We start from the raw sequence: 15,555 nt of genomic DNA on the forward strand, positions 1-15,555 counted from the left end.
GAGACTAAAATAGGTGCCGTCTCAGGTGGTATTGATAGGGGGGGAATTGGGAATAAATAGAATAACTATTTATGAAAACTAAGAGGAGGAATATAAAATGTTTAAGTGGTTTAAGAGGTTTGTGAAGTGGGTTAACGGGCCCGTTAATCTAGATCAGGCTGCTATTGAGTTTTATATCGGTGACGATAGAGTCGTTCTCATAGGTGCTGATGCGATGAACTTTGTAGCTAACTTTAATAAGAAATACAAAACTCTATATGTTGAAAATAAATTAACTGGAATGAATATACGATTTAGGGTATTTCATGTGGGTACCTACAAGAGAACAACTTATAAAGCAAGTACTGGGGAGGTAGGAAACTAATGGATATTATGGAGATAGTAATGAAAAAGTGGTTTGCTGGCTCGGTCGCCTTGTTAGTTGTAGCTTATAGGGAGTTGGTTCTTCCCGTGGAGCGATGTACCTAAAAAGAAGTGAGCGAGGTGCAATCTCTAACCAATTAAAGTAACTGTCAGATGATACTAAATAGCAAAACCTCCCCCTCGATGCGATGCTTGTGAGCATATACACAAACAGAGCTATGGCGGTGAACTATCTCCCGAAAGTGTCCGAACTCTAGAGGGCGAAAGTCACTACCTCGAAAGTAAACCCTCCCGAAAGTGAGTGCATACAATCATGCATACTCCTGAGTCATAACCCTATGAGTACGGCATTCCTTGTGTATATCTATACAGGGCTTACCCACAGTTACCATGCAGATAATTATGCAGGCTATACCATAGTAGGTACACTGAGAGCAGGTGGCTCTAGGACTGTAGCTTATTTGTCTGTCTCTATGACTACTTCCTATAACAAGGATTATGTTAACAAGCACCACACTACCCTATGCCTACTCGTTGCACACAGTAGAGATCGCCTACTCGTGCGCTGTGTTGTCTTGCCTATCATGTAACGCTCCTGTGTGTACCTGTGAGGATGACAACACTTGGGTGATACTAACATTACCTCTACACTTATGACTCGTTATGATGGCTCCCGAGCGGTCTGAGGGCATTCTCGTTAGTTTCTCGTGAGCTGGCTGGCTCAAGGGTACCCATATTTTCCTGACAGGGGGGCAGGTAGGCACGCACGCATCGTGTGTTACACAGTAGAAAATATACTAATCAGCGCCCTCCTAGTTATTCCTAATAGTCTCCATATCACTCAGGTGAACTCGTTCGACACACCTTCGGAGTACGATCTCCCAAGACGCTCCCTCATCAGGTCTGATAAAATTTAAAATATTTCTTCCTATTAGCGCCACCTACTGGGTTACACCCATAAGTCACTAACATGTAGAAAACTAGGAGTCAGCCTACTCATGGGTAACCTTGTAGTTCATCTTTAAAGACCTTCCATCTCTAGTATTTAATTATTCAAATGCCTAGTAGTGCTGGCGCAATTTAGCAACAATCTACTCAAGTTGTACACTTATAGTCGCTAACATGTAGGAAACTAGGAGTCGGCTACTTCGGGGTTTACTCAGGGACTATGCTCAACATAGGTCGTCCTCATAAGGTATTTAAATATATTCATATATGAGATAGTAACCCCTAGAGTCGGCAACCTACTTGTATACACCTGTTAGTTTTGCTACCTCGTATCAACTATGTTGTCATTTTATTTCAACCCCTAGTTAACTTGTTAGATGAGATTAACCAGTATCATGACGGTATCACCTCCTAAGTTACCTAATAATCTTCCTTAAGTGTATATATCTTGGAGTGAAATACATGAGATTTACCTAAAATAGTCACACTTTTGTTACTAAACTAATGAGCTTAACTTTAGAGATACATCTGAACAGTTAACCAAGAGTGTCTATCTCGTAAAGAAAATAAACAAATACCTTACGAGATAGCAACTCTATAGCTAACTATCAAGTTTATAACCTAGCTGATTCATCAGCAGATACAATCCTGATAGAAAAGCTATAGAGATACCTCCTCATATAGATTCTAATGTATTTAAATATTTTAAAAACAATAACTCCTAGAGCTGGCATCTGAATAGTTACCGAATAGGATATTTGCTCGTTACCGAGCTAGTAGAACCATTCAGTTAACCTAATAGATTACCATCTCAGGTATTTTATATATTGGAATGAGAAGGGACAAACTCTAGGGGATGTACTAATGGATGGTACACAGAGGAGGGAAACTGTTTTGTACACAGATACAGAAAAACGAACTGATAAAATTGAACGTATCCCTTGGGGGAGTAAGGATGATGGTAAATCAATTGAGGAAATCTCATACACCAAAATGAGGACGACTGCTGTCTTGTCGAAAACCAAAAGTTTAATAAATAAAGAATTTATACATATATCTTGTGTCTTATTTTGAAACGTAATACAATATATAGAGATGGTAAGGTTAACTTATTATTATATTACATGGTTAACTGTCTTGTCAATAAAAAACACCGGAGGGAGAAACGAATGAGTACACCACTAACGATTGACGAACTAAGAGGAATGTCTGTAAAGGAAGCGATATTACTAGGAGCTGACGTTATTTCACCCGCTCAGAAGGAAGCACGAAAAGGAAAACCTAAGGATAATTACAAGGAAGGCAACCGCCAGTTCACTATGGTGAGAGAGGAGATAAAAGAAGTGAATGAATACTTGTCATTAGAAAACTCAGGAGTGATGATGTTCCTATTAGGGTTTGCCAAGCTGGGTGAGAACGGATCTTTATATTACCGTGAGGAAGGTAAAGAATCTGAGTTGCTTTCAGTTAGCAAACTAGCAGATCTACTAGGGAAGACACCTAGAGCAACAAACATTATCCTAGCAGAACTGGAAAAGTTAAGTCTTATCGTTAGAACTAAGAAAGGTCGCAACACAACCATCTCACTAGGAGAACAGTTCTTCAATGTAGGCAGCTACGAGGGTAAAGACTTGTTTACAAAGGTATACAAAGGTAAGTTACTCGAGGTAGCCAAAAAGATTTCCTTCTCGGAGTTAGGACTCTTCTTCAAACTACTTGGTCACTTCCATTACGATCTACACGTACTAGTGGACAACCCTCATGAGGTGAAAGTATCAGAGTTAAATATATGGAGTCGGAAACATGTTGCTCCCTCGGTTGGTTGCTCGGCTGATTTCGCTAAGAGAGCTATCCCTAAGTTAATCAGAGCAGGCTTACTCATGGAGATTAGTTCCGCTAAGAAATTGATTATCTTGAATCCCCTACTTGTAAGTAAGAAACTGAGAACGCCAAACATAAAGGAGCTTGCTGAAGCTATCGAGTTGGCAAGCTTCACACGTGAAAACTTCAAAAAGTGACGATACCTCGTAATGCCTCGAAAGTAACACCCCTAACCTATAACCCCAAGGAGGAAACCCAATGAACATTTACTCAAGAGAAACAATCCTAGAAGTACTAGCTGAATTGAAATACTACGGTAAAAATATAACCGAGGCAGGACTAATGAGAGACCGTCCTCGTTTGTATAACGCCATTAGATGCTATTTTGAAAGCCTAGAAGATGCGATCTCCAAGGTTACACCTATACCGGTACAGACTTACAGATGGACTATTAAGGAGGAATGCTAATGAGCAGAATCAAATGGAGTAAGGAATTAATTCTTAAGAAGATACAGGAGTTAGAAACTCAAGGAGTTAACTTTGGAGGTGGATCTATACAGAAAACTAATCGTTCTCTGTATAGTGCTGGCTGTAGACTCTTTGGCAACTGGTCTAGTGCTTGCGAGGAAGCAGGTGTATTAGTGCCAGCTAACCCTAAAGTAACTACGGCAGAAGTACTCAAAGTGTTTGAACCACCTCAGGAGGATCAAGTGAGCCAGTCTAATAAGGCATATGAGGACTTTAGAATAATAACTCCAGATTATGAAGAGTACACTAGAAAACTAACATGGAGACTGATAGGAACAATCGGATTAGCATCAGATCCGTTTAGTTTCATCCCTGAGAAGACAGGAGTTAACGTGAAAGTCTTCAATGGTTGGCTAAGAGGAAGCGAAACAATGGGGTACGATGATATGGTCACAATAGGGAAATACCTGAGGGAGCTGGCTCAATAGAAGTTGGTTCTCTTTTAGTATGTACATGTATAGACAAGTAACACAATCACTACTATATATGTAGGAAGTTAATTAGCTAGGTTGCTACTTTATATATGAAGCAATTAATTAGGTATTCTCATGAGGTAGCTGATTCGTGGTTTCTGAGGGGTCTCCTGTTTCGGCTATCTCATGAGGGTTCCTTCCCTCCTTCCATGTGTGATTTCATTGTTCATTCTAGCTGACTCTTGCGGAACGGAAAACCCTTGAGTCGGCACCCCTTAGTTACATTGCCTGTAGGGTGTCATTCTCCCTCAAGTATCACCACCACTGATTGCTAAGGAGCTGGCAAACTACAGGGAGTGTAACTCCAAATAATCTCTTGATTGTAACACCTTGATAGCTGCGATCTATCAGGGTGTTGCTCTAAGATTAAATCTGACATGTATATGACCCTCCTGAGGGGTTACATACGAACCTGTATATCCTCCTGAGATATATAGCTTCTTCTGTACAAGCTAGTTGGGGAACTAGTGAGGCAGACAGTGAGGGTTATTCTATTCAGTGGGGACTGAGTAGGGTAATCCTATTTTTTTAAGTATACTAACTTGCATTACCATATAGCGTTAACTATTACGAATAGAAGAGGGGGAAACAAATATGATTAGCAAACAAGAATTAAACGATGAGTTGCGGACTCGGTGGAAAGCTCAACAGGAGCACTACGGAACACCTATTGTGTTCTTTGCTAATAAGATTGGCTTTAGTAAGACGACTGTTAGGAGATGGATTGAAGGATCGTTCGACTTCTCAATGGGTTCGGCTCAAGTGGTACAAGCTTATTTAAATCAATAACGAGAACGCTGACTCCTAAGGCGCTGAAGCCCTAGAGGTGGAGCCTCAGGAGTTATCTTACTCACTATACATATTCAAACAAGTTTTCCATAACGATTCTAGGAGGTAGGACAATGAAGAAATCAGCCAAGTTAGATGCAAGCCAACAAGAAATCGTCCTCAAGTTAAGTCATGTGAGAGACATGTTTGCTCACAGAGTGGCCATGAAAGACAACCTCATGTTAGGAAACCATATGCCAAAGCTAAAGAGATTAGCTAAGGAAAAGGGAGTACTTGGTGAGGACGGTCAAATTCCTGTCGAGTATGCACAAGCGTATTACGATGAGGTCGCTAAAGTGTCCGCTAAAGTGGATAAGGACTTCGAGGAGTTCAAGAAAGCATTCGATAAATATTTTGGAGAGTAATTGTTCTCTATCAATACAGAACATTGAGGTCGCCTAACTAGGTGGCTTATTTGTCGTTCTCGGGGTGGTACTCTCCCAGCTTCTCAGCTAAAGAAGACAAATATACATAGCACCCTAAGAGGTAGCTACAGGAGGAATATACTATATGGCAGATTTAACTTTAGGACAACACCCTTTACTAAAGAAAGCATTCTTGGATGCACGATTCAAACATCTAACAGAGAAACGCTTCATTGCTGACTCTCTATTTATGAAAGTGAGTGCGGATGCTTTAGCGGTTAAATACTTCAAGGACGCTGACGTAGACTCACAAGGACGTTACAACTATGAAGAAGTCCCTGAGGTAGGTGAAGGATCTAGCTACAAGCGTATCGGCTTATCAGAAGTAGCTAAGATTGAGATGATCCGTAAGTACGGCTTAGAGGCAGCTGTCTCTTATGAAATGCAAAAGTGGGGACAAACAGGCGTATTCGAACGAATCTTCCTTAAATTGTCTAACTCAGTAGTGGCTATGGTTAACACTATGGCTTACGACAAGATTCACTCTGAGCCTAACATTGGAGGACGCACAAAGACGGGTGCAGCAGGAGACGAAACTTGGGATAATGCCACTCTAGGCGCTGACAAAATGATTAGCGATATCATTGACGCTAAGGCTTCAGCTAAGAAGTTTGGCTATTCTCTTGATACGATGGTTATCTCTACAGAGACGGAAGCACTGTTCTTGAAGAATAAAGGTATTCGTGATGCTCTACGTGAGAACAACACAGATATCGCTTTACTAAACGGCTACATTGGTAACTTCTTAGGGTTGGACGTTATCGTTGATGAGAACTATAGTGATGACCAAGTGTTAATGTTACAACGTGGAATCCTTGGAGACATCGCCGATGCGGAGCCATTGAAGTCTCATACGTATAACCAAGAGGAAGACTCTACTACGATCTTACGTGTGAGCCGTTTCACTACAGCTTACGTAACAGATCCGAAAGCAGTTTACTTACTTAAGAATATCAAAGCTTAATAGCTTAACACTGGGGGTCGGCTATTGGCTGGCTCCCTATTTTTATTTACCAGGAGGCAGGACAACCATGATAGAAAAATTCAATGAAGGCTCAATCACTGGGGGAGACTTACTCAAAGATGCTGTACTATTTTTGGAGGGAACTCACCGAGGTAAACCATATACAAAGCAAGACTTACATACCCTTGCTAACTCGTTTAACAAGGCTGACAATGTACCAGTCCAGTTAGACCACAGTGAGAGCGCAAAGGACACTGTAGGCTTCTTAGAGAGCGTATCTGCACAGGGTGGCCAACTCTTAGGTAAGCTACGTATCATTGACGAGAAGGTAAAGGAACGAGTAGACAAGGGACTTATGAAGAAGGTCTCCGTGTCATTCTACACAGACACTACCGGTAAGCCTACACGTTTACGTGAAGTTAGCCTAGTAGCTTTCCCACAAGTCAAGGGAGCGGAACTGTTTAACGAATCACTAAGCGAGGACGAACAATTCTATAGAAACTATGTAGCTGGTCTAGGGATTGGCTCAAGAGGGAGGAAACTATAATGGGTAAAGGAATGAAAGGACAGCCTATGGAGTGGAAAGACGAGGAAGCAAAGAAGCGTTCTCTAGCAAACTTACAGCCTAATGCGGCTATGAAGCACGGACTACGTAGCCAGAACTTTGAGGCTACATTAACAGAAGCAGAGCTTCAGCAGATTGCTAAGACAGAGAGCGACATCTTAGCACAGCTAGGAGATTCAGCGACCTCTACAGACAAGATCAATGCAGAGAGATACGCTATTGCACTCATCAAGGTACAACGAGCTGACCAAATTGAGAACGTATCTATCAAGTATAAAGACTTCACAAAGGAGCTTCTTGAGATTGAGAAACAGTTAGGCCTAGACAGACGTTACCGATTGAGTAAGTCTAACACTGAGAATCCTTCTAATACTGATTGGATGCTTAGCTTGTTTGATGGTGCTAACGAAAAACTATAGGAGGCAGTCTCGTATGGATAAACTACATGTATTGTATACTGTGAAAGTTAAGTTTAAGGGAGAAGAAGCTGGGGAGAAAGTCCTGAAAAGGAAGCACCTCTCTAAGTGCGCTAAGGGGAAAGTATCTGACCAGCTCCAGTTTGTCTATGACTTCTATAGCCAACTATATAATACGAATTACACTGAGATGGTAGGACTAGACATGAAGTTTATCTCAGTAGCTGAATACGATGAATTATACCAAGAGGTATACGAGTGAGGAATGAATGCCGATGAGGAAGGAAGACACGGAGTTTAAACTTAGAGTGATGATTCTGCTATGGGTTGTACTATACGGAGCATTCGCTATGTTAGTACTCTTTAATATCTAGAAAGTAAATACCGAGGTAGCGTTCCTGAGTGAGAAAATATCACTTAAAGAATATGCTATCTCTTTTTTTATAACTTTTCGGATGTAACCTTACAGAGAAAATGCATAGTCGTAACATCTGGGTATTACCACAGTAAGCCAGCTTTACAAAAGGTATTTTATTTCTAGATTGACTACTCTATAATCAGATTTGGAAGGTGGTGATAAGATGATACCTATGCTGAAATACAAAGATATTTCAAGGCAAACGCTAGAAGTAGAGTTTATCGTAGGTTCAATGTATTTTACAATTAAGGATGAATACAAACGTTATGTCCATTGTATATTCTCGATTGGAAGAGCTCGTGAGTTTGTGAGAATCTTAAGTAATGGAGAGATGGCTGAGGTGTTTGATCGTGGAGGAGATTTATTGAGAGTTCGTCCTATGAGAGATGACCATCTCGCTATTGAAATTGAATCGAAGGGGATGAGTAAGGGGTTTGTGTTAGATAAACAGCAAACTCAAGAGTTATCTAATTGGTTTCAACGAGTGCACAAACTATAATTTCAATTACCGTAATGGTAACCCCGAGGAAGAAAGCAAAAGAGCCGACTCAATGAGAGCCAGCTCGAGGGTTATTACTTCATGAGTTAAAAGTTCTCCTCAGTTAATTCATTTAAATTAAAACTAAGAGTCTTAGAGATTTTGCCAGCCCGTAAGATAACTACATACGTAAGGCCTAGTTGGAATGTATCTACTTTGCAAACTTTATTAGTAATACGAGATAGTGAGTCTTGGAAGTTAGATACTAGAGTATCGATCTCCTCCATAGCGATATCTAAATTAGTTGGTTGAATAGTGTTTGTTGTCATAAATAATCTCTCCCTTTAGTTTTTATTTATCTACACGAGATAGGTAATACTTACAGGTGTACAATCATGAGTGAAACGATGTAACCGACTGCGTAAAGAAAGGTAATGCTGCCGCCAGCTACCAAGGTTGATTTAACCCACTCTTTAAGTTTCAACTTATTCGCCTCCCGTGAGGTCGAACCTTTACAGCTATTCCTGCTCATGATACTATAGGGAGGAAAGAGCCTTATAGGTTCGACTGAATTGCGTAGCCTTATCCAGTGAACTCGCCAAAGTTTACTACTGGGTAGGGCTATTTGTGTTTCACTTATCTACTATAGACTTTCCTTCATTGATACGCTCAAAGGCTATATCTACGAGTTCTTTACGCTTACTCTGTGGTAACAACTTGAGAGCGCTGAACAGTTTATAAAATCTTTGAGCCTCTTCAATGCTTTCCAGCGAGTAGGCGTTCATAACTCGTGTGAAGTACCTGAGTTGTTTCTCCTGCATGTGTTCACCTCCTTGCTGTTGCATCTATCTTAGCATAGCATAAAACAGTTGCGCAACCGTTTTGTTTAACTTTTTTAGATTTATTTGCTTCGGGTTTAAAATGAACCTCCAAGACTCACTCTGAGAAGGGGAACTCACTAGACCTCACATGAGGTTTGCACAAGTGAGATGGATTAATTAGGTACAAAAACACTAGAGTCGCCCTCGTAGAATCCTGTACAGAGCAATCTGAGAGTCTGTTTCTATCTCGTGTGCTACTATCGAGCATGCTAACTGGCATATACTTGATTGGTTGCCAATAGGTGCAACCCATCGAGCATAGCTAAACAGAACTACCTCAAGGGTGAACAAGAGGGAGGACAGCAACCAGATAGCAGGGATTATTACTCACAGTAATAGCTACTGGAGGAAATTAAACAGACGACACTTAAGAGATCGCTGAGCAGTAGATAACTTCTGGGCCAGAACTCCATAGAAGTAGCCAGTGAAATCACGTACACGTTTAACCTTGCTAGCAAGCACACTAGCTCGTACTGATGAGACAGCGATCTCTACAGTGTCAACTAGATCAGGAGCATGTTTTTTTGCAGCCATTTGTACTTTGCTCCAAAGTTTATAAACAGCTTGTACATCCAAATAAGGTAATGCTGCTATAGAGAATTGAGTAGGTACGCCAATAGCATCCAAGTGAGCTAGTCCTAACTCGTGTGCTACGTAGGTTTTATTATTAGAGCTTTTAGTTTTAGAAATAATTGTATCTGTATGAGCTGGTGACTCCTCAATGCACTCAGGAGTAGGCTCCTCAGCTACCTCGCATTGTGACTCCTCAAGATGACTCTCGAATGGATTAATAACCGTTATAGAAGCACTATAGCCACCTTTAACAGGTTTATACTGAGAGTGTCTTGTGATGATTCCCTTCTCAGCTAAAGACTTGAGGGAGCGCTGTACAGTACGTCTCACGTATCCAGTTAGATCTGCTAGTGTATCTGTCTTAAGGTAACTGACTCCAACGAATTTACAACTATAACTAGCAATCTTCCATAACACAGTTAGATCACGCTCGCTTAGATTGTACTTCTCAATGTATTGCTGGACAGACTTGTCCATCTCGGTTACAGAATTAAATGATTGGTATTTTCGTAGTTCCTTCATAGTTATCCTCCTGAATAGGAGATACTTGCAGATTACACCACGAGATAGTAGAATAAGAGCAAATAACTCCATAGTTATTTTGTGTGAGAGAGTCCTGTCTGGTCGCCAAACTAGAAGCAGGGCTCTTTTATATTGCCTTAAAAGTCGAACCTATTAAGTGGGTTATACTTATCGTTTGATTCAGCTAACGAGTTACCGAAAGCATGTAGGTAAACCTCAGTAGTTCTTATTTGGGAGTGATGCATCAGCTTACTCAAGGTGTATATATCCATGCCAGCTCTTAAACAGTTACTTGCATAGGTATGCCTAAACATGTGAGCTGTAGTTTTGAAACCCATGCGTGAAGACAATCTGGTGAACATTAACTTGACAGCGTTCACTGTGAGTGGGTTACCTCTGTGGTCATTAAACACATGAGCAGGCAACTTAATGTAGTACTTCTCGCAGAATAATCTCCACTCGTACAACTCCCGAGCTACCTTATCCGTTAACGGAGTAGACAGGCTCTTGCGATTCTTCCCAAAGATAGTGATAGTCTTATTGAGTAGATCCACAGAATCCCACCTCATGGATACCAGCTCGCCTAGTCTTATGCCTGTACCCGCGAGGACGACTATCACGGTATGACCTCTGTAGCTGTACAACGTGTTTTCTCGAGAGCGCATCCTCCTGTAGTATCTAAGCATCTGCTTTATCTGTTCATCGGAGTAAACCTTGATGGTCTTGTCCGTCTTAGCCGGCTTAATCTTGTTAGTGGGATTGCTGCGGATCTCTATAATGTCCTCATCCTCTAGGTACCTAAAGAATGTCTTCAAGTGCTGGAGCTTACCATTACGAGTGACCACTGTGTTTCCTCTCTCCTTGGAACAGTAGAGGAGGTAGCCCTTTATAACTGGTGGAGTAATATCCTCGATGTTAATGATCTCCTTCTCAACAACGAGCCAGCGAGAAAACTCATTGAGTGTATCTCCATAGCTCTGTATTGTCCTAGGAGCTAGCCCGCTAAGTTCTTTATCCTCTAGGTAATCCTTAATCATAAATCTAAGTAGTGCCATTTAGTTTCCCCCTTGAGTACGCACAAAAAGACCACCTCCATAGGCTACTTGTGAGTAACCTAGAAAGTGGTCTCTTGTGAGAATATTGTTTCTGTCATAGATAACCATTCAGCTTGACCTTGTGAGGCTTGTCCTGCCTCGGGTGAATTAACTCGCCTGTCCTACCATAGCGGATAATGAATTTTCAGCGGAAGTAGAGGCGGATGCGATGATCACGCCATCTTTTTCAATATAGTATGTGCGTCCTGTATTTGTTTCGATAGTCTGCCTTAATATTTTCTCTGATTCATTGGTAGTCGGAAATTCAGCGATGTCACTTCGTAATTTCATAATTCGTTCTATATCATCGAGTGAGGCAAGTTTAATTGTTTCATGAATTGGTGTGCTAGGTAAGTTGTTGTCATTTAGACATTCGCAAAAATACATTTCATTTTTAGTACCTAGTTGTATATTTGAAGCAGTTTCAAATTGTTCTACGATAGTCGACTTACCAGAGAGTTTAAGTGGCTTATATGCGGAAAGAAGTGCCTCATAATCAGTGGTAATAAATTCTTCTTTACTATAGGGTATAAATGAATCGTGGAATCGGAGTAGAATTGATTTTAATGTTCCATTCTCTTTAAATACTCCCCATAATTCTTGAAAATCTGTGTCATAACCGAAAGCTTCAATATCTCCAATAATAAACAAGTTAAGGGCTGCTTCTTCTTTTAGATAAGCGAATACTTGTTCATGATCTTTCTTTGTTAATTTTCGCATCATAACGAATCGACCTCTTTTTTATTTTTCTAAATATTACAACTTAAGTTTTTTGAAATCAATATAAAATTTTATGTTTAGTTCACAAACTTTCGGAAAAACTAGGAAAGATATGACAAAGGAGGTTATGAACGGTGGATCATCCAATTCAAGGGTTAATGAAAGCAGCAATGGAAAATTTAAAAGAAATGGTTGATGTAAATACGATTGTTGGAGAGCCTGTTCAAACGGCTGACGGTGGTGTGGTGTTAACGGTTTCTAAAGTAGCGTTCGGTTTTGGAGCAGGAGGTTCTGATTTCCAAACGAATGATGGACAAAGAGCGAACGGTAACGCTGCATTTGGTGGCGGTAGCGCGGGTGGTGTTTCGATTACACCAGTAGCATTTCTTGTGGTGAATAAAGATGGAGTAAATATTCTTCATTTACAAAATGCGACACATTTAGCAGAAAAAATGATTGAATTAGCTCCGCAAACAATTGATAAAATTCAATCGATGTTCCAAAAAGAAGAAAAGAAAGAGGGAAATCATCATCCTCAAAACCCTGATGAAATCCTTTAAAAACGCCTGCTTATGAGCAGGCGTTTTTTCTTGTAATCACTATGTAATAAAACACATGAAATTGTAAATAGTTTTTGAAGTTTTTTCTATGTTTCTAAAATTTTTCATGTTAAAATATGCTATAGAATTGAAACATATAAAACGAAGGTGGCTAGGTGCTTTGTCTGGAGGATCTGACCAAGTAAAGAATATGATATATATTAATGGTAATCGTCGAGGTCATTGTTTTATTACATCAGGAATTACGTTTAAAGAGTTTGCGAGTAACATCCCTTCACCGCTTCATCAAGTGTTGCTTTTGAAGCACAACTTTGAATGGACGGATTTTCATTATCATACTTTATTTGAATATGTTGAGGAAGAAAATATACATAAGTTAATTCAAGCAGAGATTGATGAATTTGATGAATTTTGTTGGGTAGATTTTGATGATGCAAGCGATTTAGATGAATTAGAGCCGAAAGAAATTGCAGAATTATTATATTTGGCTCACAAAAAAGAACCACTTGCAAGAACATTCTTTCCGCTGTTGAAAAATCGATTTGTTTATTTTTCACATGATGACGGATGGTACAACAAAGTGTATTATCGTAGAATTGCTGATTTTGTAGGAATGTTAAGTAAAGTCATTCCGTATAAACTCGGTGCTTTCGGTAAGAAACGTTTTTCTTTCTTCCAAAAATCAAAAATTTTCCCAGCAATTTCAAAAGAATTGATCATGGGGCTGATTCCACTAATGGAAGATGGTCTTTACATAGATCTAGCAGGGAAGATTGAGTCAAGAAGAGGTCTTGAAATTCCGGTATATGTAGTTGGTTCGTATGAAAGTACGGATGAGGTGCTAGATAATATCGATGAATTGAAAGAGGAAGCAACAGAAACAGGTTGGCTCATTTTTGATAAGAAAGAACAAGAGTGGCAATGGGTTGTTGACTAAGAAAACTTGGCGCATGAAGTCAAGTTTTCTTGTCATTTGAAAGGAGTACAAATGAAGAAATATTATACAATTGTGGGTATTATAAGTATTATTCTCGTGGCAATATTACTTATAACTTGTCCGAAAGAATCAGATTTTAAAGTGTATGTAGAGGATAAGTATGCGTTGAATTGTAATGAGAGTAGTTTTGAATGCACGCAAAATGTAGATGGTAAAAAAGAAAAACTACAATTTGAAAGTACAGATGCACGAAATGGTGTATTCTTTATGACTGTAAAGCAAACATTTAAAACAGAAGCTGGTGTTTCAAAAGAATATAGCGGAGTAGGAATGTTTGGTACATTTCTTTTTGTTTCAGAGAAGACTTTCTAGTAATAGAAGGTCTTTTTCTTATGCTTATGTTCATATAGATGAAGTAAGACAAGCATAGGAGGGGTAGTAATGAAGAATACATGTATCGTTTGCGGTGGTAAGGAGTTTTTTTCCTCAACTTTGTATGCACGTACGAAACAAGATTGGGCATATGCACAAAATATGTATCGATTTGAAAAAGTATTTATTGAGCATCGAGATGAAGAAAATTATCCAGTGTTTCAAGAAATTACAGCGAAACATTGTTGTGGATGCGGTCATATTATGTTGTATCATGAATGAACACACCAAGTATAACTTGGTGTGTTTTTTTAAAACGCTGACAAAGCAAGCGGATAAAGTAAAGTAAATAAAACAGAAAAACTACCAAAACCAATTGCTGTATATCCAAGTGTTCTTGCTCCGAAATTGACAGCTAATAGGCCAACTAAAATTGCTAGGGAGCCGAGCGTAACGGGATAAAAAGCAATGGAGAATAACGAAAGAAATAAAGCGACATAGCCTACCATTGCACCGGTATTTGTACCTTCTATTTCATTTGCAATTTCTTTACGCTTATGTCTAATTGGTATGCCAGCTGGTGATATTTCAGCTGCATACTCTTCGTTTTTTTCACCACTTTTAAAATGATGATTTCTCTTTCTTCGCATGTACATCCCTCTCTTTCAATTGGGTGTACCTATAGTATCTTACATAAAGAGAAGAACATGAGTATGAGTTAAACCCAAGTAAAGCAAAAATTGGAGAATACGTATTCCATCGTTCGTATGTCCATCACGACTGATTATCAGCCAGCGACAATTGGATTTTTATGAGCAATTCTCTCCCATTAACTGGTCCGCATCCATTGAATTTTGGGGTAGGTGTCTTACTGCAAGCGGGATAAAACAGGAATTTTGGAAAATGATGTAGAATGAAATGAATGATAATACGTGAAGGTAGGGGAATGTATGACAACATTTAATTGGCATGAATCAGCAGAGAAGAAATGGGATAGTAGTGCGGAGTTTTGGAATCAAAATAGTCAGGAAATGTGGGATAGCGGGAGCAGAAGTACAATTATTCCGTTTTTTGAACAATACGTGAAGAAAGAAGCACAAGTGCTCGATGTTGGTTGTGGTGATGGTTACGGTACATATAAATTAAGTCGCGCAGGCTATAAAGCAGTGGGAGTAGATTTATCGGAAGTGATGATTCAAAAAGGTAAGGAGCGCGGAGAGGGACCAAATTTATCTTTTATAAAAGGAGATCTTTCTGCATTACCATTTGAAAATGAGCAATTTGAATCAATTATGGCAATTAATTCTTTAGAATGGACGGAAGAGCCATTACGAGCGTTAAATGAAATAAAGCGTGTGTTAAAGAAAGATGGATATGCATGTATTGCAATTTTAGGACCGACAGCAAAGCCACGAGAGAACAGTTATCCTCGCTTGTATGGAAAAGACGTTGTTTGTAATACGATGATGCCTTGGGAATTTGAACAGTTAGCGAAAGAACAAGGTTTTGAAGTTGTAGATGGCATCGGCGTATATAAGCGCGGAGTAAATGAGAAGATGCTAGGTCAACTACCTACAGAGTTACAACAATCGTTAACATTCTTATGGGTATTTATGTTAAAAAACGTATAAAGAAATGAAAGAATTTTTAGGAGGTAAATAAGTGCAGA

General features: G+C 39.6%; 22 protein-coding genes and 1 pseudogene. 17 read left to right on the forward strand and 6 right to left on the reverse strand.

All coding sequences use genetic code 11. The features are described from left to right. Positions 1-97 precede the first annotated feature (97 nt). The 12 genes from ASE54_RS03685 (at position 98) to ASE54_RS03740 (ending at position 8,248) form a co-directional block, all read left to right on the forward strand. Positions 98-364: a hypothetical protein gene (locus ASE54_RS03685; RefSeq protein WP_000477564.1), complete on the forward strand. Its 267-nt coding sequence runs from the start codon at positions 98-100 to the stop codon at positions 362-364. A gap of 1,811 nt (positions 365-2,175) precedes the next feature. Continuing rightward, positions 2,176-2,385, forward strand: coding sequence for a hypothetical protein (locus tag ASE54_RS03690; protein WP_000349196.1), 210 nt, complete (start codon positions 2,176-2,178; stop codon positions 2,383-2,385). Positions 2,386-2,480: 95 nt separating this feature from the next. Next, positions 2,481-3,329 (forward strand): hypothetical protein, encoded by an 849-nt coding sequence (locus tag ASE54_RS03695; RefSeq protein ID WP_000106779.1) that lies wholly within the window; start codon positions 2,481-2,483, stop codon positions 3,327-3,329. A 61-nt stretch (positions 3,330-3,390) separates the two neighbouring features. After that, positions 3,391-3,600, forward strand: coding sequence for a hypothetical protein (locus ASE54_RS03700; protein WP_001029000.1), 210 nt, complete (start codon positions 3,391-3,393; stop codon positions 3,598-3,600). Next, entirely contained in the window at positions 3,600-4,088 is a 489-nt protein-coding gene (locus ASE54_RS03705; RefSeq protein WP_000086792.1) for a hypothetical protein, read from the forward strand. Before ASE54_RS03700 ends, ASE54_RS03705 begins: the two co-directional genes overlap by 1 nt. 639 nt (positions 4,089-4,727) lie before the next feature. Beyond that, positions 4,728-4,922 carry a hypothetical protein gene (locus ASE54_RS03710; RefSeq protein ID WP_000624047.1) on the forward strand — a complete coding sequence of 65 codons (195 nt, stop codon included), beginning with the start codon at positions 4,728-4,730 and terminating at the stop codon, positions 4,920-4,922. Positions 4,923-5,035: 113 nt separating this feature from the next. Next, complete coding sequence (locus ASE54_RS03715; RefSeq protein WP_000747852.1) at positions 5,036-5,326, forward strand: hypothetical protein; 291 nt, start codon at positions 5,036-5,038, stop codon at positions 5,324-5,326. A 145-nt stretch (positions 5,327-5,471) separates the two neighbouring features. Continuing rightward, entirely contained in the window at positions 5,472-6,350 is an 879-nt protein-coding gene (locus ASE54_RS03720; RefSeq protein ID WP_000774583.1) for a hypothetical protein, read from the forward strand. 67 nt (positions 6,351-6,417) lie between these two features. Beyond that, positions 6,418-6,897: a hypothetical protein gene (locus tag ASE54_RS03725; protein ID WP_000570350.1), complete on the forward strand. Its 480-nt coding sequence runs from the start codon at positions 6,418-6,420 to the stop codon at positions 6,895-6,897. Positions 6,898-6,908: 11 nt separating this feature from the next. After that, complete coding sequence (locus ASE54_RS03730; RefSeq protein WP_226790182.1) at positions 6,909-7,334, forward strand: hypothetical protein; 426 nt, start codon at positions 6,909-6,911, stop codon at positions 7,332-7,334. A gap of 13 nt (positions 7,335-7,347) precedes the next feature. Continuing rightward, positions 7,348-7,593, forward strand: coding sequence for a hypothetical protein (locus ASE54_RS03735; RefSeq protein WP_000359324.1), 246 nt, complete (start codon positions 7,348-7,350; stop codon positions 7,591-7,593). A gap of 319 nt (positions 7,594-7,912) precedes the next feature. Further along, a complete protein-coding gene (locus ASE54_RS03740) occupies positions 7,913-8,248 on the forward strand; it encodes a hypothetical protein (protein ID WP_000612710.1) in 336 nt (111 codons plus the stop codon). Between the two features lie 86 nt (positions 8,249-8,334). Here the strand turns inward: ASE54_RS03740 and ASE54_RS03745 are convergent, their stop codons facing one another. The 5 genes and pseudogenes from ASE54_RS03745 to ASE54_RS03765 form a co-directional block, all read right to left on the reverse strand. After that, positions 8,335-8,556: a hypothetical protein gene (locus ASE54_RS03745; protein ID WP_000210746.1), complete on the reverse strand. Its 222-nt coding sequence runs from the start codon at positions 8,554-8,556 to the stop codon at positions 8,335-8,337. Positions 8,557-8,859: 303 nt separating this feature from the next. Beyond that, positions 8,860-9,048, reverse strand: a complete 189-nt coding sequence (locus ASE54_RS03750; RefSeq protein WP_001156721.1) for a hypothetical protein — start codon at positions 9,046-9,048, stop codon at positions 8,860-8,862. Between the two features lie 399 nt (positions 9,049-9,447). After that, positions 9,448-10,203 (reverse strand): helix-turn-helix domain-containing protein, encoded by a 756-nt coding sequence (locus ASE54_RS03755; protein WP_000661518.1) that lies wholly within the window; start codon positions 10,201-10,203, stop codon positions 9,448-9,450. 137 nt (positions 10,204-10,340) lie between these two features. Beyond that, positions 10,341-11,258: a tyrosine-type recombinase/integrase gene (locus ASE54_RS03760; protein ID WP_001196722.1), complete on the reverse strand. Its 918-nt coding sequence runs from the start codon at positions 11,256-11,258 to the stop codon at positions 10,341-10,343. Between the two features lie 162 nt (positions 11,259-11,420). Continuing rightward, a pseudogene (locus ASE54_RS03765) lies at positions 11,421-12,020 on the reverse strand (GNAT family N-acetyltransferase); the annotation flags it as partial. A gap of 131 nt (positions 12,021-12,151) precedes the next feature. On the opposite strand from ASE54_RS03765, the gene ytfJ reads away from it, so the two are divergent. The 4 genes from ytfJ to ASE54_RS03785 all read left to right on the forward strand — a co-directional run bounded on the left by ytfJ (position 12,152) and on the right by ASE54_RS03785 (position 14,168). Further along, a complete protein-coding gene (ytfJ, locus tag ASE54_RS03770) occupies positions 12,152-12,577 on the forward strand; it encodes a GerW family sporulation protein (protein ID WP_000349986.1) in 426 nt (141 codons plus the stop codon). Positions 12,578-12,737: 160 nt separating this feature from the next. Further along, the gene (locus ASE54_RS03775; RefSeq protein ID WP_000014087.1) at positions 12,738-13,514 is read left to right on the forward strand and encodes an oxalate:formate antiporter; all 777 of its coding nucleotides are present in this window, start codon (positions 12,738-12,740) and stop codon (positions 13,512-13,514) included. Positions 13,515-13,565: 51 nt separating this feature from the next. Further along, positions 13,566-13,886, forward strand: coding sequence for a hypothetical protein (locus tag ASE54_RS03780; RefSeq protein WP_000761171.1), 321 nt, complete (start codon positions 13,566-13,568; stop codon positions 13,884-13,886). Positions 13,887-13,955: 69 nt separating this feature from the next. Then, a complete protein-coding gene (locus ASE54_RS03785) occupies positions 13,956-14,168 on the forward strand; it encodes a hypothetical protein (protein WP_000798749.1) in 213 nt (70 codons plus the stop codon). Positions 14,169-14,197: 29 nt separating this feature from the next. On the opposite strand, the gene ASE54_RS03790 is transcribed toward ASE54_RS03785, so the two are convergent. Beyond that, positions 14,198-14,536, reverse strand: coding sequence for a hypothetical protein (locus ASE54_RS03790; RefSeq protein ID WP_001253201.1), 339 nt, complete (start codon positions 14,534-14,536; stop codon positions 14,198-14,200). Between the two features lie 300 nt (positions 14,537-14,836). On the opposite strand from ASE54_RS03790, the gene ASE54_RS03795 reads away from it, so the two are divergent. Continuing rightward, positions 14,837-15,517: a class I SAM-dependent methyltransferase gene (locus ASE54_RS03795; RefSeq protein WP_000206579.1), complete on the forward strand. Its 681-nt coding sequence runs from the start codon at positions 14,837-14,839 to the stop codon at positions 15,515-15,517. Positions 15,518-15,555 lie beyond the last annotated feature (38 nt).

It is taken from the genome of Bacillus sp. Root131 (assembly GCF_001429475.1).
GTDB classification, from domain to species: Bacteria; Bacillota; Bacilli; order Bacillales; family Bacillaceae_G; genus Bacillus_A; species Bacillus_A thuringiensis_S.

Bases quoted from the DNA above. Each gene is read 5' to 3' on its own strand.
- ASE54_RS03705 (WP_000086792.1), top strand. From the start codon at position 3,600: ATGAGCAGAATCAAATGGAGTAAGGAATTAATTCTTAAGAAGATACAG.
- ASE54_RS03735 (WP_000359324.1), top strand. From the start codon at position 7,348: ATGGATAAACTACATGTATTGTATACTGTGAAAGTTAAGTTTAAGGGA.
- ASE54_RS03750 (WP_001156721.1), bottom strand. From the start codon at position 9,048: ATGCAGGAGAAACAACTCAGGTACTTCACACGAGTTATGAACGCCTAC.
- ASE54_RS03755 (WP_000661518.1), bottom strand. From the start codon at position 10,203: ATGAAGGAACTACGAAAATACCAATCATTTAATTCTGTAACCGAGATG.
- ASE54_RS03795 (WP_000206579.1), top strand. From the start codon at position 14,837: ATGACAACATTTAATTGGCATGAATCAGCAGAGAAGAAATGGGATAGT.
- ASE54_RS03785 (WP_000798749.1), top strand. From the start codon at position 13,956: ATGAAGAATACATGTATCGTTTGCGGTGGTAAGGAGTTTTTTTCCTCA.
- ASE54_RS03690 (WP_000349196.1), top strand. From the start codon at position 2,176: ATGGATGGTACACAGAGGAGGGAAACTGTTTTGTACACAGATACAGAA.
- ASE54_RS03700 (WP_001029000.1), top strand. From the start codon at position 3,391: ATGAACATTTACTCAAGAGAAACAATCCTAGAAGTACTAGCTGAATTG.
- ASE54_RS03760 (WP_001196722.1), bottom strand. From the start codon at position 11,258: ATGGCACTACTTAGATTTATGATTAAGGATTACCTAGAGGATAAAGAA.
- ASE54_RS03740 (WP_000612710.1), top strand. From the start codon at position 7,913: ATGATACCTATGCTGAAATACAAAGATATTTCAAGGCAAACGCTAGAA.
- ASE54_RS03720 (WP_000774583.1), top strand. From the start codon at position 5,472: ATGGCAGATTTAACTTTAGGACAACACCCTTTACTAAAGAAAGCATTC.
- ASE54_RS03730 (WP_226790182.1), top strand. From the start codon at position 6,909: ATGAAAGGACAGCCTATGGAGTGGAAAGACGAGGAAGCAAAGAAGCGT.
- ASE54_RS03685 (WP_000477564.1), top strand. From the start codon at position 98: ATGTTTAAGTGGTTTAAGAGGTTTGTGAAGTGGGTTAACGGGCCCGTT.
- ASE54_RS03745 (WP_000210746.1), bottom strand. From the start codon at position 8,556: ATGACAACAAACACTATTCAACCAACTAATTTAGATATCGCTATGGAG.
- ASE54_RS03710 (WP_000624047.1), top strand. From the start codon at position 4,728: ATGATTAGCAAACAAGAATTAAACGATGAGTTGCGGACTCGGTGGAAA.
- ASE54_RS03695 (WP_000106779.1), top strand. From the start codon at position 2,481: ATGAGTACACCACTAACGATTGACGAACTAAGAGGAATGTCTGTAAAG.
- ASE54_RS03715 (WP_000747852.1), top strand. From the start codon at position 5,036: ATGAAGAAATCAGCCAAGTTAGATGCAAGCCAACAAGAAATCGTCCTC.
- ASE54_RS03780 (WP_000761171.1), top strand. From the start codon at position 13,566: ATGAAGAAATATTATACAATTGTGGGTATTATAAGTATTATTCTCGTG.
- ASE54_RS03790 (WP_001253201.1), bottom strand. From the start codon at position 14,536: ATGCGAAGAAAGAGAAATCATCATTTTAAAAGTGGTGAAAAAAACGAA.
- ASE54_RS03725 (WP_000570350.1), top strand. From the start codon at position 6,418: ATGATAGAAAAATTCAATGAAGGCTCAATCACTGGGGGAGACTTACTC.